The 16,956-nt window shown below is 63.5% G+C and carries 15 protein-coding genes; 3 read left to right on the top strand and 12 right to left on the bottom strand.

Annotated features, from left to right (window positions below):
• Window positions 1–394 precede the first annotated feature (394 nt).
• On the bottom strand, window positions 395–1,852 hold the full coding sequence (gene gndA, locus DDD64_RS08035; RefSeq protein WP_126135850.1) for an NADP-dependent phosphogluconate dehydrogenase: 1,458 nt from the start codon (window positions 1,850–1,852) through the stop codon (window positions 395–397).
• Between the two features lie 198 nt (window positions 1,853–2,050).
• On the opposite strand from gndA, the gene DDD64_RS08030 reads away from it, so the two are divergent.
• Entirely contained in the window at window positions 2,051–2,626 is a 576-nt protein-coding gene (locus DDD64_RS08030; RefSeq protein ID WP_126135849.1) for a DUF4232 domain-containing protein, read from the top strand.
• Between the two features lie 59 nt (window positions 2,627–2,685).
• Here DDD64_RS08030 and pgm read toward each other — a convergent pair whose 3' ends face one another.
• Both pgm and DDD64_RS08020 read right to left on the bottom strand, forming a co-directional pair.
• Window positions 2,686–4,356, bottom strand: a complete 1,671-nt coding sequence (pgm, locus tag DDD64_RS08025; RefSeq protein ID WP_126135848.1) for a phosphoglucomutase (alpha-D-glucose-1,6-bisphosphate-dependent) — start codon at window positions 4,354–4,356, stop codon at window positions 2,686–2,688.
• Window positions 4,353–5,456 carry a glutathione S-transferase family protein gene (locus DDD64_RS08020; protein WP_126135847.1) on the bottom strand — a complete coding sequence of 368 codons (1,104 nt, stop codon included), beginning with the start codon at window positions 5,454–5,456 and terminating at the stop codon, window positions 4,353–4,355. Before DDD64_RS08020 ends, pgm begins: the two co-directional genes overlap by 4 nt.
• Before the next feature lie 194 nt (window positions 5,457–5,650).
• On the opposite strand from DDD64_RS08020, the gene DDD64_RS08015 reads away from it, so the two are divergent.
• Window positions 5,651–5,866, top strand: a complete 216-nt coding sequence (locus DDD64_RS08015; protein ID WP_126135853.1) for a hypothetical protein — start codon at window positions 5,651–5,653, stop codon at window positions 5,864–5,866.
• The gene (locus DDD64_RS08010; RefSeq protein ID WP_241227659.1) at window positions 5,863–6,117 is read left to right on the top strand and encodes a hypothetical protein; all 255 of its coding nucleotides are present in this window, start codon (window positions 5,863–5,865) and stop codon (window positions 6,115–6,117) included. The genes DDD64_RS08015 and DDD64_RS08010 overlap by 4 nt, the downstream gene beginning before the upstream one ends.
• A gap of 61 nt (window positions 6,118–6,178) precedes the next feature.
• On the opposite strand, the gene DDD64_RS08005 is transcribed toward DDD64_RS08010, so the two are convergent.
• The 9 genes from DDD64_RS08005 to DDD64_RS07965 all read right to left on the bottom strand — a co-directional run bounded on the left by DDD64_RS08005 (window position 6,179) and on the right by DDD64_RS07965 (window position 16,757).
• Window positions 6,179–6,538: a fluoride efflux transporter FluC gene (locus DDD64_RS08005; RefSeq protein ID WP_126135846.1), complete on the bottom strand. Its 360-nt coding sequence runs from the start codon at window positions 6,536–6,538 to the stop codon at window positions 6,179–6,181.
• On the bottom strand, window positions 6,535–7,107 hold the full coding sequence (locus DDD64_RS08000) for a fluoride efflux transporter FluC (RefSeq protein WP_126135845.1): 573 nt from the start codon (window positions 7,105–7,107) through the stop codon (window positions 6,535–6,537). Before DDD64_RS08000 ends, DDD64_RS08005 begins: the two co-directional genes overlap by 4 nt.
• The gene (locus tag DDD64_RS07995; RefSeq protein WP_126135844.1) at window positions 7,091–8,758 is read right to left on the bottom strand and encodes a DUF2079 domain-containing protein; all 1,668 of its coding nucleotides are present in this window, start codon (window positions 8,756–8,758) and stop codon (window positions 7,091–7,093) included. Before DDD64_RS07995 ends, DDD64_RS08000 begins: the two co-directional genes overlap by 17 nt.
• Window positions 8,721–10,295: a DUF2079 domain-containing protein gene (locus DDD64_RS07990; RefSeq protein ID WP_241227658.1), complete on the bottom strand. Its 1,575-nt coding sequence runs from the start codon at window positions 10,293–10,295 to the stop codon at window positions 8,721–8,723. Before DDD64_RS07990 ends, DDD64_RS07995 begins: the two co-directional genes overlap by 38 nt.
• Window positions 10,295–13,015 (bottom strand): lysylphosphatidylglycerol synthase transmembrane domain-containing protein, encoded by a 2,721-nt coding sequence (locus DDD64_RS07985; RefSeq protein WP_126135843.1) that lies wholly within the window; start codon window positions 13,013–13,015, stop codon window positions 10,295–10,297. The genes DDD64_RS07990 and DDD64_RS07985 overlap by 1 nt, the downstream gene beginning before the upstream one ends.
• Before the next feature lie 132 nt (window positions 13,016–13,147).
• A complete protein-coding gene (locus DDD64_RS07980; RefSeq protein ID WP_126135842.1) occupies window positions 13,148–15,655 on the bottom strand; it encodes a heavy metal translocating P-type ATPase in 2,508 nt (835 codons plus the stop codon).
• 113 nt (window positions 15,656–15,768) lie between these two features.
• The gene (locus DDD64_RS07975) at window positions 15,769–16,014 is read right to left on the bottom strand and encodes a heavy-metal-associated domain-containing protein (RefSeq protein WP_126135841.1); all 246 of its coding nucleotides are present in this window, start codon (window positions 16,012–16,014) and stop codon (window positions 15,769–15,771) included.
• A gap of 63 nt (window positions 16,015–16,077) precedes the next feature.
• Window positions 16,078–16,485 carry a type II toxin-antitoxin system VapC family toxin gene (locus tag DDD64_RS07970; protein WP_126135840.1) on the bottom strand — a complete coding sequence of 136 codons (408 nt, stop codon included), beginning with the start codon at window positions 16,483–16,485 and terminating at the stop codon, window positions 16,078–16,080.
• Window positions 16,485–16,757 carry a type II toxin-antitoxin system Phd/YefM family antitoxin gene (locus tag DDD64_RS07965; RefSeq protein ID WP_206435412.1) on the bottom strand — a complete coding sequence of 91 codons (273 nt, stop codon included), beginning with the start codon at window positions 16,755–16,757 and terminating at the stop codon, window positions 16,485–16,487. Before DDD64_RS07965 ends, DDD64_RS07970 begins: the two co-directional genes overlap by 1 nt.
• Window positions 16,758–16,956 lie beyond the last annotated feature (199 nt).

The raw sequence follows: 16,956 nt of genomic DNA, 5'->3' as shown, positions 1-16,956 counted from the left end.
CAAACACGATCCAACCAAGGAAGGAACCGGTTAGTACGCCTAGTGATAAGCCCGTCGAGATTGATACCCATATCGATACCGAACACCCCTGGGAAGACGGTCTAAACATCCGTAAAGGCCAGATCGGGGGCTAACGACACGCCGTCATTAGACCCACTTTTTGTCTATTAACCCCGCGCCAAAGTAGAAGCACCTCGGCAGCAAGATGTGGAACGGATCTTGCCACCGAGGTGCAGTCGCTGTGGTGTGTAGCCACCGGCGTACGGGGATATTTATGCACGTCAAAGCGCTCCCCGCGCCGCGGTACTCCTTAACGTTACGCTACCGAAAGTTACCGCGGCACGAATGGCGCTCCGGGATATCTCACATCATGTGGATATCTCAACAAAGGTGCTTAGTCCCAGTGTTCTTCCGGACGGGCGGGATCCTGCCACACGGTGTGGAAAACACCCTCGGTATCGAGGCGGTGATAGGTATGCGCCCCGAAGTAGTCACGCTGAGCTTGAATAAGATTGGCCGGGAGGTGCTCGGCACGCACGCCGTCGTAATAGGCGAGCGAGGAAGCGAACGCCGGGATCGGTACTCCGCGCTGCGCGGCGAACACCACGATTCGGCGCCAGGCTTCCACCGCCCCGGAAATCTCGGAGCTGAAATAGGGATCGGCCAGGAGCAGCGGCAAATCGGGCTGGCGAGTATAGGCCTCGGTAATACGGTCGAGGAAAGCCGCGCGAATAATGCACCCTGCCCTCCAAATCCGCGCCATGGCGCCCAGGTCAATACCCCAGGAATTCTCTAGGGAGCCCTTGCGGATAAGCTCGAAACCTTGGGAGTAGGCCACCATCTTCGACGCGTAGAGAGCCAGGCGGATATCTTCGATAAAGCGCTCGCGGTCCTCCACCGCTACCTCGGTGGTGTGCCCGGGCAGGTTGCGGCCGGCGGCACGTTCCGCGCTATCCCCGGAGAGGCTGCGCGCGAAGGTCGCTTCGGCGATCCCGGTGGCGGGCACCCCGAAAGCGGCGGCGTTTTGCACCGTCCACGCCCCGGTGCCCTTCTGGGCGGCGGCATCCTGGATTACGTCCACGAGCGCGCCCCCGGTGGTGGCATCGCGCTGGCGCAGCACCTCGGCGGTGATCTCAATGAGATAGGAATCCAGCTCGGTGGAATTCCAGCGCTCGAAAACGTCGCCAATTTCCGCGGCGCTCATGCCCAGGGCGGTGCGCATGAGGTCATAAGCTTCCGCGATGAGCTGCATATCCGCGTATTCGATGCCGTTATGCACCATTTTTACGAAGTGGCCGGCACCGTTGGGGCCCACGTAGGTGCAGCACGGTTCGCCGTTCTTGCGCGCGGCAATCGCCTCAAACATGGGGCCGAGGCGATCGTAGGATTCGCGGGTGCCGCCGGGCATAATCGAGGGGCCCTTGAGCGCGCCCTCTTCACCGCCGGACACCCCGGTGCCCACAAAATGCAGCCCGCGTGCGGAAATTTCCGCTTCGCGGCGCATGGTATCGGTGAAAAGCGAATTTCCGCAGTCCACGATAATATCGCCCGGCTCCATGAGATCGGCAAGCTCGTCAATAACCGCATCGGTGGGCTGACCGGCCTTGACCATAATAATGGCGACCCGGGGGCGGGCCAGCGAGGCCACGAAATCAGCCATGGATTCGCTCGGGTAGAACTCCCCTTCGCTGCCGTGTTCCGCCATCACCCGCTCGGTTTTCGCGGCGGTGCGATTGTGGATAGCAACTTTGTAGCCGCGGCTGGCGAGGTTGCGGGCCAGGTTCGAGCCCATCACCGCCATTCCGGTTACTCCGATATCTGCAACGCCAACGGGCGGGGTGGGAATAGACATGCGGCTCCTTCTTCTGAGACTTCTACGAACACCTGATTGAGGTTTCTAACGTGTCTATTCTAGAGTCCCGCGCGGGAGCGATGGATAGGTGTTCCGTTCGCTTCCCGGCGAGTTCGTGAAAAGTGACAGCCGCATGAGAATATTGCCATCTTCCCCTGAAAAACTGCCGTTTATGCGCATAGTTGTTAGGGTGGCGGTATGAAAAGAACACGTTTCGCGGCCCTGCTTGCCGCCACCGCCACCGCCTTCACCCTGAGTGCCTGTTCCAATAACAACGCCACGACCGCGGATGCCACTACCTCGCCGACCAGCACCGCGCCCCAGCCCACCGCCGCGGCACCGAGCTCCGCTGCTGAGAGTGGAAAGAACGACGACGCCGCCGCTGCCGCGGCGGGAGCCTGCGGGGCAGCTCATCTGGCTGCCACGTTCGAGGCCGGCAGCGCTGCCGGCACGCATGTTCTCACCCTTACGAATAGCTCACAGACGGCCTGCACCCTGCATCCCGATGTGGAGATTGAGCTGAAAGATGCCGCCGGCGATGGCGTCTCCGAGAATCTGAAGCTGAGCTCCCAGGCCGGCAGTATCGCCCCGGGATCCAGCGTGAGCTGGACGGTGGCCCTGGCCGATGCCGGGAGTGTGCCGGGATGTGCGCCGGTCAAACCCGCGACCCATCTTGAGGTTGATATCGAGGATGGCGGGGAGGATATTGACATTCCCGTCAATCTCACGGGCTGTCAGGATGATGATATCGACCTGCTCAGCGAAGTCCGCTAGCGGGGAATCAACCGGGGCGGGTGGCTCAGCCACCCGCCCCGCGTCGTCGTCGTACTTATTTAGTTACCCAGCGCGGCCGCAACCACGGCGCGTGCCTCCTCCTGAACCTGGGCTAGGTGCTCGGGGCCGCGGAAGGATTCCGCGTAAATCTTGTAGACATCCTCCGTGCCGGAAGGCCGGGCCGCGAACCAGGCGTTTTCCGTGGTGACCTTGAGGCCGCCAATCGCCGCGTGGTTCCCGGGGGCCTCCACCAGCTTCGCGGTAATCGGTTCGCCGGCCAGCTCCGTGGCCGTGACGTCCGCCGGGGAAAGCTTGCCGAGCTTGGCCTTTTCTTCCTTCGTGGCGGGGGCGTCGATACGGGCATAAGCCGAGGAACCGTAGCGTTCCACCTGCTCATTGTGGAGCTGGGAGGGCGACTTGCCGGTCACCGCGGTGATTTCCGCCGCGAGTAGGTCGAGCACAAGCCCGTCCTTATCCGTGGTCCACACCGAACCATCCTTGCGGAGGAAAGAAGCACCGGCGGATTCTTCCCCGCCGAAGCCGATTTCCCCGCTCACCAGGCCGGGCACGAACCACTTGAAGCCCACCGGGACCTCCACGAGGGTGCGGCCGATGCCGGCCACCACCCGGTCGATAAGCGAGGAGGACACCAGGGTTTTCCCGACGTTCACCTGCTCGGACCACTGCGGGCGGTGGGTGAAGAGATATTCAATGGCCACCGCGAGATAGTGGTTGGGGTTCATGAGGCCGGCATCCGGGGTGACGATACCGTGCCGGTCGGAATCGGCATCGTTCCCGGTGGCCAGATCGTAAGGGGCGCGGCCGTTCGCATCCGGCTCCATGCGGTGGAGCAGACCCGCCATCGCGTAGGGTGAGGAGCAGTCCATGCGGATCTTGCCGTCCCAGTCCAAGGTCATAAAGGGCCAGGCCGGATCAACGTGAGGATTGACCACGGTCAGGTTAATGCCGTAGCGATCCGCGATTTCCTGCCAGTATTCGGCGCTTGCCCCGCCCATCGGGTCCGCGCCGATGCGCACGCCCGCCGTGCGAATCGCCTCGAAATCGATGATGGTATCGAGGGCCGTCACGTAGGCGTCGCGGAAATCGTAGGTGCCGACCTTCGTGACCGCGTCCGCGTAGGGCACGCGGGCGATGTTCTTCCACCCCGCGGCGATGAGCTCATTGGCTCGCGCCGCGATCCACTTGGTGGCATCGGTATCCGCAGGGCCGCCGTTGGGCGGGTTGTACTTGAAACCGCCATCGCGCGGCGGGTTGTGGGACGGCGTAATAACGATGCCGTCGGCCAAACCCGGGCCATCCAAGCGCAGCGCGTGCGGGGCGCCGTTCGCCTCCAAGATCGCCAGCGAGACCGCCGGGGTGGGAGTCCACGAACCGCGAGCATCCACCCGCACATCGGCACCGTTGGCTACCAGCACCTCGATAGCGGTTTTTTCCGCCGGGAGGGACAGCCCGTGGGTATCACGGCCCACGAAAATGGGGCCGTTGTATCCCTGGGCATTCCGGTAGTCCACGATCGCCTGCGTGGTTGCCGCGATATGGGCTTCGTTAAAGGCACCATCGAAAGCTGAGCCGCGATGGCCGGAAGTACCGAAAACCACCTGCTGGAGGGGGTTATTCGGATCGGGTTCGATATCGTAATATGCCGCCACCAGCTCATCAACATTGATGAGATCTTCGGGGCGGGCCGGGGTTCCTGCGCGTTCGTTCATACATTGAGTATCCCACGAATTGCGCTCCAATCGCGGGACTTGTTCCGCGGGTGGAACTTCCCCCAGTGACCGGCGCGCGCGGCTAGGGGAACTTCCTCGCCGGGGGCCACCGGGCCGGGCGCGGTAGAGCGTTCCCCGCGGGTGGCCGGCCCGCCGAAAGGTGAGCCGCCTAGCGCCTCCCGGCCGTGCGGGCTGAGCCATCCGGAAGTATCCGGGCCCAGCGGCACGATTTGATTGGGGTTCACGTCCAGGTGAACTTCGTAATAGTGCGAGGTGATGTGCTCGAAATCCACGGTGTCCCCGAAACCGGGGGTCTGGAAAAGATCGCGCGCGTAGGCCCAGAGCACCGGCATCTCGGTCAGCTTCTTTTCATTGCATTTAAAATGCCCGTGGTAGACGGCGTCGAAACGCACCAGGGTAGTAAAGAGGCGCACGTCCGCTTCGGTGATGTGGTCGCCCATGAGGTAGCGGCGGTGTTCAAGCAGTTCGGAAATATTGCGCAGCGCGGTGAAAAGGCGCAAGTAGGCGCGATTATAGGAATCCTGGCTGCCGGCAAAACCGCAGCGGTACACGCCATTATTAATCTCGGTGTAGATATAGCGCATGAGGGCGTCCATGGGTTCGCGCAGTTCCGCGGGGTAGAGGTCCGGGGCGCCCTCGCGGTGGAAATCGCGCCACTCGGTAGAAAAATCGAGCGTCATTTGCGCAAAGTCATTTGTGGCGACGGCGCCGCTAGCAAGATCCACCAGGGCTGGAACCGTAATTCCCAATGAGAAATTCGGGTCGCGGGCCAGGTAGGCATCCCGCAGGAAATGAATACCGAGCACCGGATCCACACCGCCTTCATCACGGTCAAAAATCCAGGACCGCTCATCGTGGGTGGGACCGGGGATTCCCAGTGATATAACATTTTCGAGCCCGAGCAGGCGGCGCACGATCATTGTGCGATTCGCCCACGGGCAGGCGCGCGCTGCGATGAGGCGGTAACGCCCGGGTTCTACCGGAAATTCGGCACTATCGCGGCTCACGCGTGTGGTGATGTAACGAGCGTCGCGGCTGTAGCCTTCGCCGCGGCGGGTAAATGTTGCTCCGATGGTCATATTCGCCTCCCTGTGCATCGGCGATTGGTGATGAGTGATCGCCGATTGGTGATCGTTGAATAATATATCAGATTGGGTGGGCGGGGGCTAGACCTCGCGGGCTGCCGTGACGATGTGGGCTCGCCTTCCTAGAAGCCTGGTGAATATCGTTGACGCGTGGAATTTTGGTAAGTACTGTTGACAACGTGGAGATAATGGGTAGTGCGTACCGGCACGGCGTTGCGGGCGAGGATATCCTGCATGCCGTGCGTAATGCGATAAAAGCGCATTACATGGATGGTTATGTGCTGGTCATTGGGCCAAGTAGATCCGGGCAACTGCTCGAAGTGTGTATTAGCGACGATGATCGCATTTTCCACGCTATGAAAGCCCGTAAAAAGTTTCTGCGGTTGAAAGGTGATTTCTCGTGAAACGCTCGGTTGAAGAGATGCTTGATGAAGTGGAAAACGCGAACGGTGGCGAGGGGCCAGACCCCATTGCAACTGTCGATGACCCTTATCTCGCACAAATTGCTGTGGCGCAGATAGAGCTACACGCCGCTGATAATCGTCTAGATGCTGCGGTTGCTCGGGCTCGCGCAGCCGGTAAAACGTGGCAAGCCATTGGTGACGTTTTGGGTATGACACGCCAGGGCGCTAACCAGAAGTTCGCAGCAGCATGACCCCGAAGGCGTCATGAGCACCGGGGATAAACTCCGCTGACTCCTTGCGTGCTACTTAGCTTTATCCCAGCGCTAGGCCGGCGAAGAACGCCGCGATGCCGAGGAGGAAATTCCCGAGCAGGAGGCTGATGCAGGCCCAATAGCGGTGCTTTTCGAAGAGGGTGAGGGCATCGGTCATCGCCGTCGAAAAAGTAGTGAAACCACCCAAGAAACCGGTGGTGACGTAAAGACTGTACGGCCCGAGCCAGGTAGCGAGCGCCCCGCCGCCGGTCACCAGCCCGAAGAGGAAACAGCCGATTACATTGACCGTGAAAATCCCGGCCGGCCACGTTGGCTTGAGCCACGCGGTGAGGGAAGAATCGAGAATCCCGCGGCATAGGGCACCCAGCCCACCGGCCACACCAAGAAGTAGTAGCGTCACGCCGCATCACCGCCCGCATTGCCACTGGTGTTACCGCCGCCATTGCCGACTGCGCGCCGGGGCATCGCGTGCCGCTGCACGGCGTCCCGGGGCAGCACGGGGAAGCGCCGGCCCAGAGCGCGCCCGCAGGTCATCCCGGCAAAAGCTAGCAGGAAACCGCCGAAAAGTGTGCCTCCCGCAGTCAGCCCTGCCAGGCGCGCTAGTTCTTCGGGCGCCCCGCTGAGAACCTCGCCGGTGGCCAAGTTGGCGCTAAGCGCCACGAAACTCGAATAGGTGGTGAAGCCACCGCAGAAACCGGTGCCGAGCAGGAGACGCAGCCGGGCGCCGTACCGGTGCGCGCCAGTGGTGAAGAAACCAGTGGTGAAGAAACCGGTGATGAACCCGAGGAGGAGAGCCCCCGCAAGATTGACGATAATCGGCGCTGCCACGCTCGGGACGAGCGCGCGGGCAACCGTGCCGGCCCCACCCCCGAGGAAAACAAGGAGAAGGCCAGATGCGTCCCGATAGAGTGGGCGAGCGCTAGGCGTAGAAATAGACCTGGGTGTAGCCGTGTTATTTTCCTTTCTCACGCGCGGGTGCTTCGCCGGGGAGCACGGTCACGTAACCGCCTTTATCGCTGGCAATATGCCAGGTTCCTCCGAAGTTTGCGCTGGTCCAATCGAGCACCTGTTGAGCATCCCCGTGGCCGGATTGGGGCGCGAAAACCACCGCGTTTGCGCCGGCATTCCCGCGGGTTCCCTCCCAGTACACGGTGTTATTCGGCACCAGGTAGGCCAGCATATAAATATCGGTGACCACGTGGGAACCATCCGGAACCGCGGCCAGGGCTTCTCGCGCGCCGGCGCGCTCCTCCGCGGCCGCTCCGCCATAACGCCCCTGGAACCACCAGCCCACCGCGTTCGCGCGCGTGCCCACCAGGGTGGCGATCACGCTGGCGACCAGGGCGAACGCGATCAAACCGCGCTTGAGGCGGCCGCCGCGCGTGCTCCATCCGCTGCGCTGTCCATTCTTGCTGTGCTCCGTGTTCTTAGCGTGCTCCGCGAGTTCCCTCAGCTTCGCGGAGCGCCCTAGCCGCCCCAGCCCGTCCAGTAGCGCGATGGTGGCAATCGGCATGAGCACGGCTGAATAATGCCAGCCCAGCCCCCAGTAGTGTTCCACATTTCCCGTGAAACGCCAGGCCAAGGTGGGGAGCATGAGGAGAATCCACGGGCTGGCCAGGCCCACCACCCCGGCAGTGCCCAAAAGCACCGCCAGGGTCACCAATTTCGTGTGCCCGCCGGTGAAAAGCCCGGCATCACCCGCGAGGCGATCCGTGTAATCCCAGGCGCCGTCCGGATTGAAAGCCGGCAGGAGCACCCATATAGAAAGCACGAACCAAAGCGCACCCCATACCGCCAGACCCGCAGCCCAGCGCCCCGCAGGGCTTGCCCAAACCGTTCGTGCTCGCGCTGTCCGAGTCTGCGCCGCCGTGGCGGCGCCGTCGTCGTTCCGCCCCGCCGCGCAGCGGCCCGCGTGCCCGTGCGCGAAAAACTCCGCCAGCAGCGCGGCCACACCGAAGGCCACCAGGGTGAGGCCGAGGTCTTCTTTGACGAAAACAAGCATGCCGAGCGGAACCACCGCGCGGCGGTAGCGGCCCTCCACCCAGGCCGTCAGCCCGTAGGCGAGGAGAGGCACCGCGAAAGCAATTTCGTGGAATTGCGCGGCCACCGCGGCCGAAAGCCCCCAGGATACCGCGTAGATCAGGCCAAACGCTACTCCTGCCCCGGCTCCGCAGCGCGCCCGCGCCAGGCGGGTGAGCGGAATCGCGGACACCGCGAAAAGCGCATTTTGCACAATGAGCAGGGTGGCGCCGCTGGGCCACAGCGCAAAAATCGGGCCGAGCACTACCAGGATGGGGTGGAAATGATCGCCCCACAGGTTGAAGCCGGGACCTTTAATATCCACGATGGGGGTTTCGAGGTGCGCGTAACGCTGGGCGAGCTGCGTGAAAATACCCAGGTCCCAGGAGGACGTCTGGAACGAGGCCCACTGGTGCAGCGAAAAAGCGGTAAAAAGAATAAAACTGGCGAGCGCCACCAGGTAGGGAACCGGGTCGGTGCGCAGCGGGCGGTACCAGGTCGCGGTGCGAAGCGCCGGCACCCGGCGCATCACCCGCATGCGGCGAGCCATCATCATCCGTTCCTCACCTTCCGTCCGTACCGTCGCGCGCCACCACAACATAGCCGGCCTCCTCCGTGACAATATGCCACTGCCCGCCTACTTTCGCGGTAATCCAGGCCACCACCTGGGCGCCATCCCCGTGGTTGAGCCGGTTGGAGAACACCACCGTGTCAATATACGCGCCCGCGTAACTATGTTCCCAATACACGGTATTACCTGGGACCACGTAGGCCATCATGACCACGTCGGCGAGGATGTGCCGCCCGGTGCCGGTGGCTGCCACCGCGGCGCGGGCACCCGCGCGCTGCTCGGCGGTTTGGGTGGCACCGTAATCGGAAAAATACACGTACTGCTGGGTATTAGAGCGCCCCGTCACCCAGGAGCCGAAGCCATTGGAGGCGGTGCCGAGCACGCTGGAGACCAATGCGAGGGCGAGGGCAGCCGCGGCCAGGCGGGGGCGGAGGGCGAGTACGCCGAGGGCCTCGCGCTGTGCGGTAGCTGTGGATTCCTGCGCCTGCGGCGGTGGTACGACGCCGCCGCGCGCACCCGCCCGCGCGAGCCCATCGGTCAGCGCGACGGCAATCATCGGCGCGAGCACCGCCGAATAATGCCACAAAATAGTCCAGTAGTAGGGGTTATCTCCCACGAAACGCCAGGCGAGGGTGGGGAGCAGCAGGGCCGCCCACGGGCTGCGCAGCCCCACGATTCCCAGGGCAGCCACGATATAGCAGAGCGTGCCCCAGCGATTGGGCTCGAGGAGCATGCCTGCCAGGTCAAGACTTTCGCGGACCCGCCCGGCATAATCCCACTGCCCGGAATTATTGAAAGCCGGGAGGATAACCTGGGTGGCGGCCAGGAACCACGCGGTGCCCCAGGCCGCCAGGAAAGCGCCGATGCCAGCCAGCTCGCGCCAGTCGTGCGCGCCAGCGCTGTGGCGTTTCCCGGCGCTGCCGGGGGCGATGCGGTCACCCCCGCGCGCCCCGCGCCAGCTGAGCAGCGCGACCAGCACCCCGAAGCACGCCACCGTGAGGCCCAGATCTTCTTTCACAAAAACCAGCAGCGCCATAAGTACGGCCGCCCGGGCGGTGTGCCTCTCCAGCCAGGCGGTTAGCCCGAAAGCAAGCAGCGGCACCGCGAAAGCGATTTCGTGGAATTGCACCACCAAGGCGGAGGTGAGTCCCCAGCTGGCAGCATAGGCAACCCCGATGATGGTGCCCGGCACCGCACCCACCCGCGCGCGGGCGAAGCGCGCGATGGGATACACCGAGATTCCGAAGAGCACCGCTTGGAGGGTGAGTAGGCTCATCCCGGAAGGCCAGAGCCGGAACAGTGGCCCGGTGAGCAGCAAAATCGGGTGGAAATGATCGCCCCACAGGTTGAAGCCCGGCCCTTTAATATCCACGGTGGGCGGGAAGAGCCCGCGCGCATACTGGTCGGCCAGCTGGGTGAAAATGCCCTGATCCCAGGAGGGAGAGGAGAAGTTCACCCAGGTGTACCAGGAAAAGAACATATATACGGCGAAAGCCCCGGCGGCCAGCAGCAGCGCCGTCGTATCACAGTGGCTGCGCACCCCCGCGAGTGCCGCTCTGCCGCGCATTAGATAATGTCCTTCTTCTGGAGGTGGCGCAGCGCGAACCACCCGATAGGCACCCGCGCCCAGAAAGTGAGCAGCCGGTAGAGAATCGCGGTGGAGAAAGCCACCGAATACGGCAGACCCGCAATGGTGAGCCCACCGGTGAGTGCCGCTTCCACCGGGCCAATACCACCCGGGGAAGGCACCAGTGATCCCACCGAATTAGAGACCAGGTAGGTGATTGCCAGCGTGACCACCGGGAGGGTCTCCCCGAAAGCTGCCAGGGAGAAACCGAAGGCCGCCACGAAACTCACTGTCATGAGGAGGGACCCGCCGAAACCGGCGAGAATTCGGGAGGGGTGGGTGGCGAGCCACACCACGCGCGGCCACACCTGCTCGATGGTGGGGCGTACCAGTTCAATGACTTTGCGGCGCAGCGGGCGAATAAAGTAAACCGCCGCGCCCGGGGCCGCCACCGCCGCCACAATGAGCATCACGGAGGTGCTCGGGATAGAAAGATTTCCGAAGTCGCCGGTGAGCAGCCCGAGGGCCAGAAGCAACAGCACCGTGGTAATAAACTGCGCGATCTGCACGAGGGATACGGTTGCCACCGCCACCGGGGTGGCAACCTGATTGCGCTGCAGGTAGCGCAAATTGAGGGCGAGCGGCCCGATCCCGGCCGGCATAACCAAGCCCAGCACCGAGGCGGCGATCTGCACCTCGCTGGTTTCCCACAGCGGCAGCCGCTCGGCCGTATATGCCTTCAGGCACAGCGCCGCGCCCACGTAGGTCGCGAAACTGGCGATAAACGCGGCGAGCATCCACCACGGGTTAGCGCTGCGAATCGTTTCTTGGAGCTCGGTGAAATTAATGGAGCCGAGCAGAATGAAGATGGCGAGCACCCCGATGACGATGGTAATAATCGTCTTCGCGGAGAATTTGCGCAGCTGAATGGTTTGGGTGGCCGTTCCAATATCCTGCGGGAGCGCCTCCAGCAGCACTTCGCGCATGCGCTGTACGCCTTTTTTATCTTCGAGCTCGGCCAGGGTTTGCGCCGGCATAATGGTGCGTTGCACGGTCGGGGCCACCGAGGAAAGCCGGTCGCGGGAAATGCAGCGCAGCGCGGAGGCGACGGCGCGTTCCGGGCCCACCGCCACCGCCTGGAGGAGGTAGAGCTGCGCCAAATCAATATGCCGGGAAAGCTCATTGGAAGAAAAACTGCCGTTGCGCCAGTGGGTGATGACCACGTCGTCCCCGCGCACCGCGACCACCCCGGCGCGGATATCGTGGTGGGTGAGCCCGCGGGCGTGCGCGCGTTCGAGCGTGGACCACATGGCGTCCAGCGCCGCATCGGAGATTTCTTCCGGCGCCAGATCCGTGAGGGGAACGGCCTCGATATCAGCAAAAGCGACGACGGCGGACGCGCCAGCCGCCGCGTAATGGGCATCGCGCCGCGGGGCCACCCCGGCGTGAACAGCGAGGGCTTCCATAAGGAGGGTGCGTTCGGCGGTTTCCTCCACGTTATCCCCGGTCCGCTGGGTGACCTGGGTGAGGGTGGCCCGCTGCCAGGCGCTGGCGAGGCGCCCGAGGACCGCGCGATCCGAGTCAATAAGCGCGGCGATGTAATGGGCGCCGTCGGCCAAAGTGACTACGTAGTGGCGGGAATTGACGTCTCCGATAAGCGGGTGGACATCGTGGCGGGCCCGGGTAATGAGGGCGCGCACGTTAATATCGTCGTCCGGTTCGCCCAGCGGGTAGCTGCCCGCAGCGTTCGCGGGAAGCGGGCCCTCGTGTTCCGCGGTGGCCGCGGCGGTGAAAGCGGCATCGGCCTGCCCGATGTGCCCGGTGAGCGCCTCGCGGAGCTCCTTGAGAATCGCGGTATCCACATATCCAAGCGGCCCGGTCACGGGAACGGACCACGCGTGCATATCGGCGTCGTCGCCCGCATCCACGCGGATAATGCTGCGCGCGTCCAGGCCGGCGCGGCGAATAAGAGTAACGACGGCGGCGCCGGTGGCGCGGTCGGGCGAATCCCCAAAGGCATAGAGCGCGAAATAGCCGCAGGCCATCCCCACGAATACGGTGGTCAGCGCGCCAGTGAGGGTTTGGGCGCCCTGGAGCACGGAGAGCACCAGCACGATTCCCAATGCCCACCAGCCGGTGCGTACCAGCCGGCCCTGGCGTTCGGAAGCCGCCACTACCAGGATGGTGGCGATAATCGAAACGTAGGGGAGCATGCCCACGGCGGCCTGTTCTTGGATGGTGTCTGAGAGGTCGATGGTGATTTGCGAGGTGGGCATAAAACGCTCGAAAAGCCACAGGGAGCCGTAGCAGATGGCGAGCGCGCCGGCCATGGCCACCAGCGCGGTTACGAGGGTGCGCCAGCGCTGGTAACGGATGATATCGAAGAAGAGTAGGAGGGGGAGGAAAAGCGAAACGAGGCCCTCGAGCACGTTAATGGGCATGGAAAAAATGGTGCGGAGGGTATCCGGGGCCGCGTTCGCGACATCGTGCGTAACGGCCACGGTAGTGGTGTAGCCGAAGCGGGAGATGAGCAGCATCCCGGCGATGGCCAGGGTGAAAAGGATGCCGCGCAGCAGGTTGGCCGGGCGGCGGGCCCAGCGTGCGATTTCGTCCACGAGGAGCACGCGGTGCACGGCGGGGTTGGCGGGTACGTTCGCCGCAGCCGGGGCGGGCTGTACCTCCGCCGGCTGAACCGGGCTCGTATCCTCGTTGTGGCGCACTAGCCCAGTCTAATTGATGGGTAGGGCTTTCTCCTGTGACCCGGCCCGGCTGCCCGGCCCCGCTACGTAGCGCGGCTGCTTAGCTCCGGTTGCTCAGCGCGGCTGCTCAGTGCCGGGCGAGGCTTGCGCCGGCTACTCAGCCCGGCGCAGCCGCAGCGAATTGAGCACCACGATAACCGAGCTGGCGGCCATGGCCGCGGCGGCGAATCCCGGCAAGATAATCCCGGCCACCGCCGCCGGAATAGCGATGAGGTTGTAGCCGAAAGCCCAGGCGAGATTCTGGCGTATCACCCGCAAGGTGGCGGCGGAGATGCGCAGCGCCGCCCCTACGTTGCGCAGATCGGAGTTCACGATGGTGATATCGGAGGCGGCCTTGGCCACGTCCGTGCCCGAGCCCATGGCGATGGAGAGATCCGCGGCGGCTAGAGCTGCGGCGTCGTTCACCCCATCCCCGACCATCGCCACCCGGGCGCCGGCTGCGCGTGCCGCTTCCACCACCCGGACTTTGTCCGCGGGGAGGACTTCGGCGTGCACGGTGTCGATTCCGGCGGCGCGGGCTACCGCCCGCGTGGTGGCCGCGTTATCCCCGGAGGCCAGAATCGGGGTGAGGCCCAGGTTCTTGAGCTCGGCAACGGCCGCGGCGGAGGTGGGGCGCAGCTGGTCGCGCACCGTGATAAGGGCGAGGGCTTCACTCCCGCGGGCAGCATCGCAGCGCGCCAGCATTACCAGGGATGCCCCGCCGCTGGCGGCTTCCTCCAGCGTGCTCTCCCAGTCGGCCACATCCACCCCGGCTTCGCGCAGCGCGCGCGGGGAGGCCGCGTAGTAGCGCTGCCCGCCGATGGTGGCACGCACGCCCTGCCCGGCTAGATTCTCAAAATCGGTAGCGGGCCTCAGCTCCAAGCCCTCCGCGCGGGCCCGGGCCACAATCGCGCGGGCGAGGGGATGCTCGGAATAGTTTTCCACGCTCGCGGCCAGGGCCAGTGCTTCTTTGTGGGTGGCGACGGCGCCACGGCCACCCGCACCTGCCGGTGGAAGAACAACCCGGTCCACGGCCATAGTTCCGGTGGTGAGGGTGCCGGTTTTGTCCAGAATAATGGTGTCCACGCTATGCGCGCTTTCCAGGGTTTCCGGGCCGTGGATGAGGATGCCGCGCTGGCTGGCTCGCCCGGAACCGACCATGAGCGCGGTGGGGGTCGCCAGGCCCAGGGCGCAGGGGCAGGCCACCACCAGTACGGTAATCGCCGTCATAATCGCCAGGTCAAGAGGATTACCGAGAGCGAGGCGCACCCCGAACGTCACGAGTGCAATAAGGATAACCGCGGGCACAAAAACCGCTGAGACGCGGTCCGCCAGCGCCTGCACGGGGGCTTTCCCGGATTGGGCTCGGGTGAGGAGGCGGCCCATCTGCGCCAGGGTGGTATCACGGCCCACCCGGGTGGCTCGCACCCGGATCGCGCCCGCGGTGGTGAGGGTTGCTCCTGTCACCTCATCGCCCGGTCCCACGTCAATCGGGGTGGATTCGCCGGTGAGGAGGCTGGCGTCTACCGCGGTGGTCCCGGAGACCACCACCCCGTCGGTAGCAATTTTCGTACCGGGGGCCACGAGGAATTCGTCTCCGACGGCCAGTTCGCTGGCAGGGATGATTTCATCAACGTCCGCTCCGGAGGCGGTGCGTACCCGGCGTGCGTCGTCGGCACCTAAAGCGAGGAGGGAGCGCAGCGCATCTCCCGCGCTGCGGCGCGAGCGGGTTTCGAGCCAACGTCCCAGCAGCAAGAAGGTGACGATCATGGCCGCGGTTTCGAAATACACGTGGGATCCGTGCGCGGCGCCGGTGGCGAGTGCGTGGATTCCGGTCATGGACATGCGGTAGTCCGCCCCGCCGGCTCCGCCCCACAGCAGCGCCCAGGTGGACCACCCTAGTGAGGCCAGGGTTCCCAGCGAAATAAGGGTGTCCATGGTGGTGGAGCCGTGGCGCAGCGCGGCGGCGGCCGAACGGTGGAAGGGCCAGCCGCACCACAGTGCGATCGGGAGGGTGAGCGCGCCGATCACCCACTGCCAGTACGGGAATTGCAGGGCCGGGATCATGGAGAGCCCCACCACGGGGATGGAGAGGGCTAGCGAGATCCAAAAACGCCGCCGCAGTGCAGCGATGCGGGCGCTCGTTCGGGCCTCGGCTGCTTCTCGTACTTCGGAGGCTGCGCGGGCGGATTCGGCAGATGTGTTCGGGTGTGCGGTGGTCGGATGCGCGGCGGCGGACGGATCGGTATCGCGCGTGCGGGCGCTTGCGTTCGCGTCGGCGCCGAGTTTGGCAGGTGGGGTGAGTTCCGTGCGGGAAATGAGCCGGGCTTCGTAGCCGGCTGCGCTGACCTGGGCGAGGAAATCGGTGGTGTCGAGCTGGGCCCCGGCTTCGCTGAGTTCCAGGTGGGCTTCGTCGGTGGCCAGGTTGACGGAGGCGCGCACCCCGGGCAGTTTATTGAGCTTCTTTTCCACTCGCGCCACGCAGGACGCGCAGGTCATCCCGGAAATCGCGAGGTTTACTTCGGCAACGGGAGTGGCCGTGAGGTTTTCGGCCGCGGCGTTTGCGGTGTTCTGCGCGGTGGGGGACGACGGCGCAGCTGCGGCCTGTGGGGGTTCGGACACGAAAAATCTCCTTATATGTGGGTGCACTGAGTGGGCCGCCGCGGGTGGTGGTCCGCGGTAGCGGGTGCTTATCACGGCAGCGGGTGCCTAAATATATGGCGAGTGGGTGGTGTTTAACGAATAATCTCGGTCACGGTGTAGTCGCCAGCTTCGGCTACCGCGGCTGTGAGGTCAGCGTCGGAAAAATCGTGCGGGGTGTAGACGAGCACCGAGGAGGTGCCTTCCGGGTTCAGAGTAACGAGCACGCTGTTAACATCCGGGAGCGCATCGAGTTCCGCGCTCACGTGCTTGACGCAGTTTTCGCAGGTCATCCCGGTGACTTTCAGTTCGATAGTGCGATCAAATTCTTCTGTTGCCATGGTGCGCCTCCTTCTTCAGCCCCGCGGTGGGGTGCACCCGGTTTAACACGAATCTACGCGGTGCTATTCCCAGGTCTCTGAACCTGGAGCGATAAGGGGAATTCCAAGTGCTTGCGCAGAGTTAGCAAGTTGGCGGTCATATGTAACTATTGCTTTTAAGTCATCGCTCAACAGTAGTGCGGTTGCAAGGTGGATAGCATCTAGACTCCGTAAAACTACAGGTTCTAATGCGCCGGCCACATCACAAATCTGAGAGCTAATACGGATGAGGGTTAAGGCTTGGAGAATCATTCGAGCTTTTGTGCGTTTCTCCGCACCCAAACGCCCGGCAGCGCGCATCAATTCGACTCTTGTTAGATCTGAAGTGTAGCAATGCTGGGTGTTATTTCGTATCCAGCTCCTGAAAGCGGGGCTTTCCGGTTCTTCATGCAGTATTTTTACCAGCGCGGAGGTGTCCAAATAGAAAGCCATTAGTAGCGTTCTTCCTCACGCATCTGTTCCAAAATTTTGCTTGCAGATATTCCAGTAGGTTCAGGCGAGGGTTCAAGTACTGCCTCCCACGGGACCGTAGCTTCTCTTATCAGACCGCTATCGCGGAGACGTTGTATCGCCGATTCTTGCCACGGCACGATTTGAGCAACCGGCCGGCGTCGATCAGTAACTGTAACGACCTCCCCCTCGGCTACTTGGCGTAGTACCTGAGAAGCGTTTTGCCCGAGTTCTCGCAATCCCACAATGCTCATGTACTACATTGTAGAACATGTGTTGTTGTTGGGGAAGGGCGGGCTATAGGACAAAATGTGTTGGTTACGGTTTAGTAGGTTGGGTTCCATTTAGTCCTGTTGTGTAGATCGGTCCATTCAATACCCGTCCCCCACATCTCGGCCTCGGCCTGTGCTTGGTGACGCTCACGGGCCCGGGCGAAAAGGGTGGCGATCTGCT

This window comes from Actinotignum sanguinis (assembly GCF_003957255.1).
GTDB lineage: Bacteria > Actinomycetota > Actinomycetes > Actinomycetales > Actinomycetaceae > Actinotignum > Actinotignum sanguinis.
This window is presented reverse-complemented; position numbering and strand designations above follow the sequence as displayed.

Coding starts and splice junctions, on each gene's coding strand:
- gndA (WP_126135850.1), bottom strand. CDS start 1,852: ATGTCTATTCCCACCCCGCCCGTTGGCGTTGCAGATATCGGAGTAACC.
- DDD64_RS08030 (WP_126135849.1), top strand. CDS start 2,051: ATGAAAAGAACACGTTTCGCGGCCCTGCTTGCCGCCACCGCCACCGCC.
- pgm (WP_126135848.1), bottom strand. CDS start 4,356: ATGAACGAACGCGCAGGAACCCCGGCCCGCCCCGAAGATCTCATCAAT.
- DDD64_RS08020 (WP_126135847.1), bottom strand. CDS start 5,456: ATGACCATCGGAGCAACATTTACCCGCCGCGGCGAAGGCTACAGCCGC.
- DDD64_RS08015 (WP_126135853.1), top strand. CDS start 5,651: ATGGGTAGTGCGTACCGGCACGGCGTTGCGGGCGAGGATATCCTGCAT.
- DDD64_RS07995 (WP_126135844.1), bottom strand. CDS start 8,758: ATGTTGTGGTGGCGCGCGACGGTACGGACGGAAGGTGAGGAACGGATG.
- DDD64_RS07990 (WP_241227658.1), bottom strand. CDS start 10,295: ATGCGCGGCAGAGCGGCACTCGCGGGGGTGCGCAGCCACTGTGATACG.
- DDD64_RS07975 (WP_126135841.1), bottom strand. CDS start 16,014: ATGGCAACAGAAGAATTTGATCGCACTATCGAACTGAAAGTCACCGGG.
- DDD64_RS07970 (WP_126135840.1), bottom strand. CDS start 16,485: ATGGCTTTCTATTTGGACACCTCCGCGCTGGTAAAAATACTGCATGAA.
- DDD64_RS07965 (WP_206435412.1), bottom strand. CDS start 16,757: ATGAGCATTGTGGGATTGCGAGAACTCGGGCAAAACGCTTCTCAGGTA.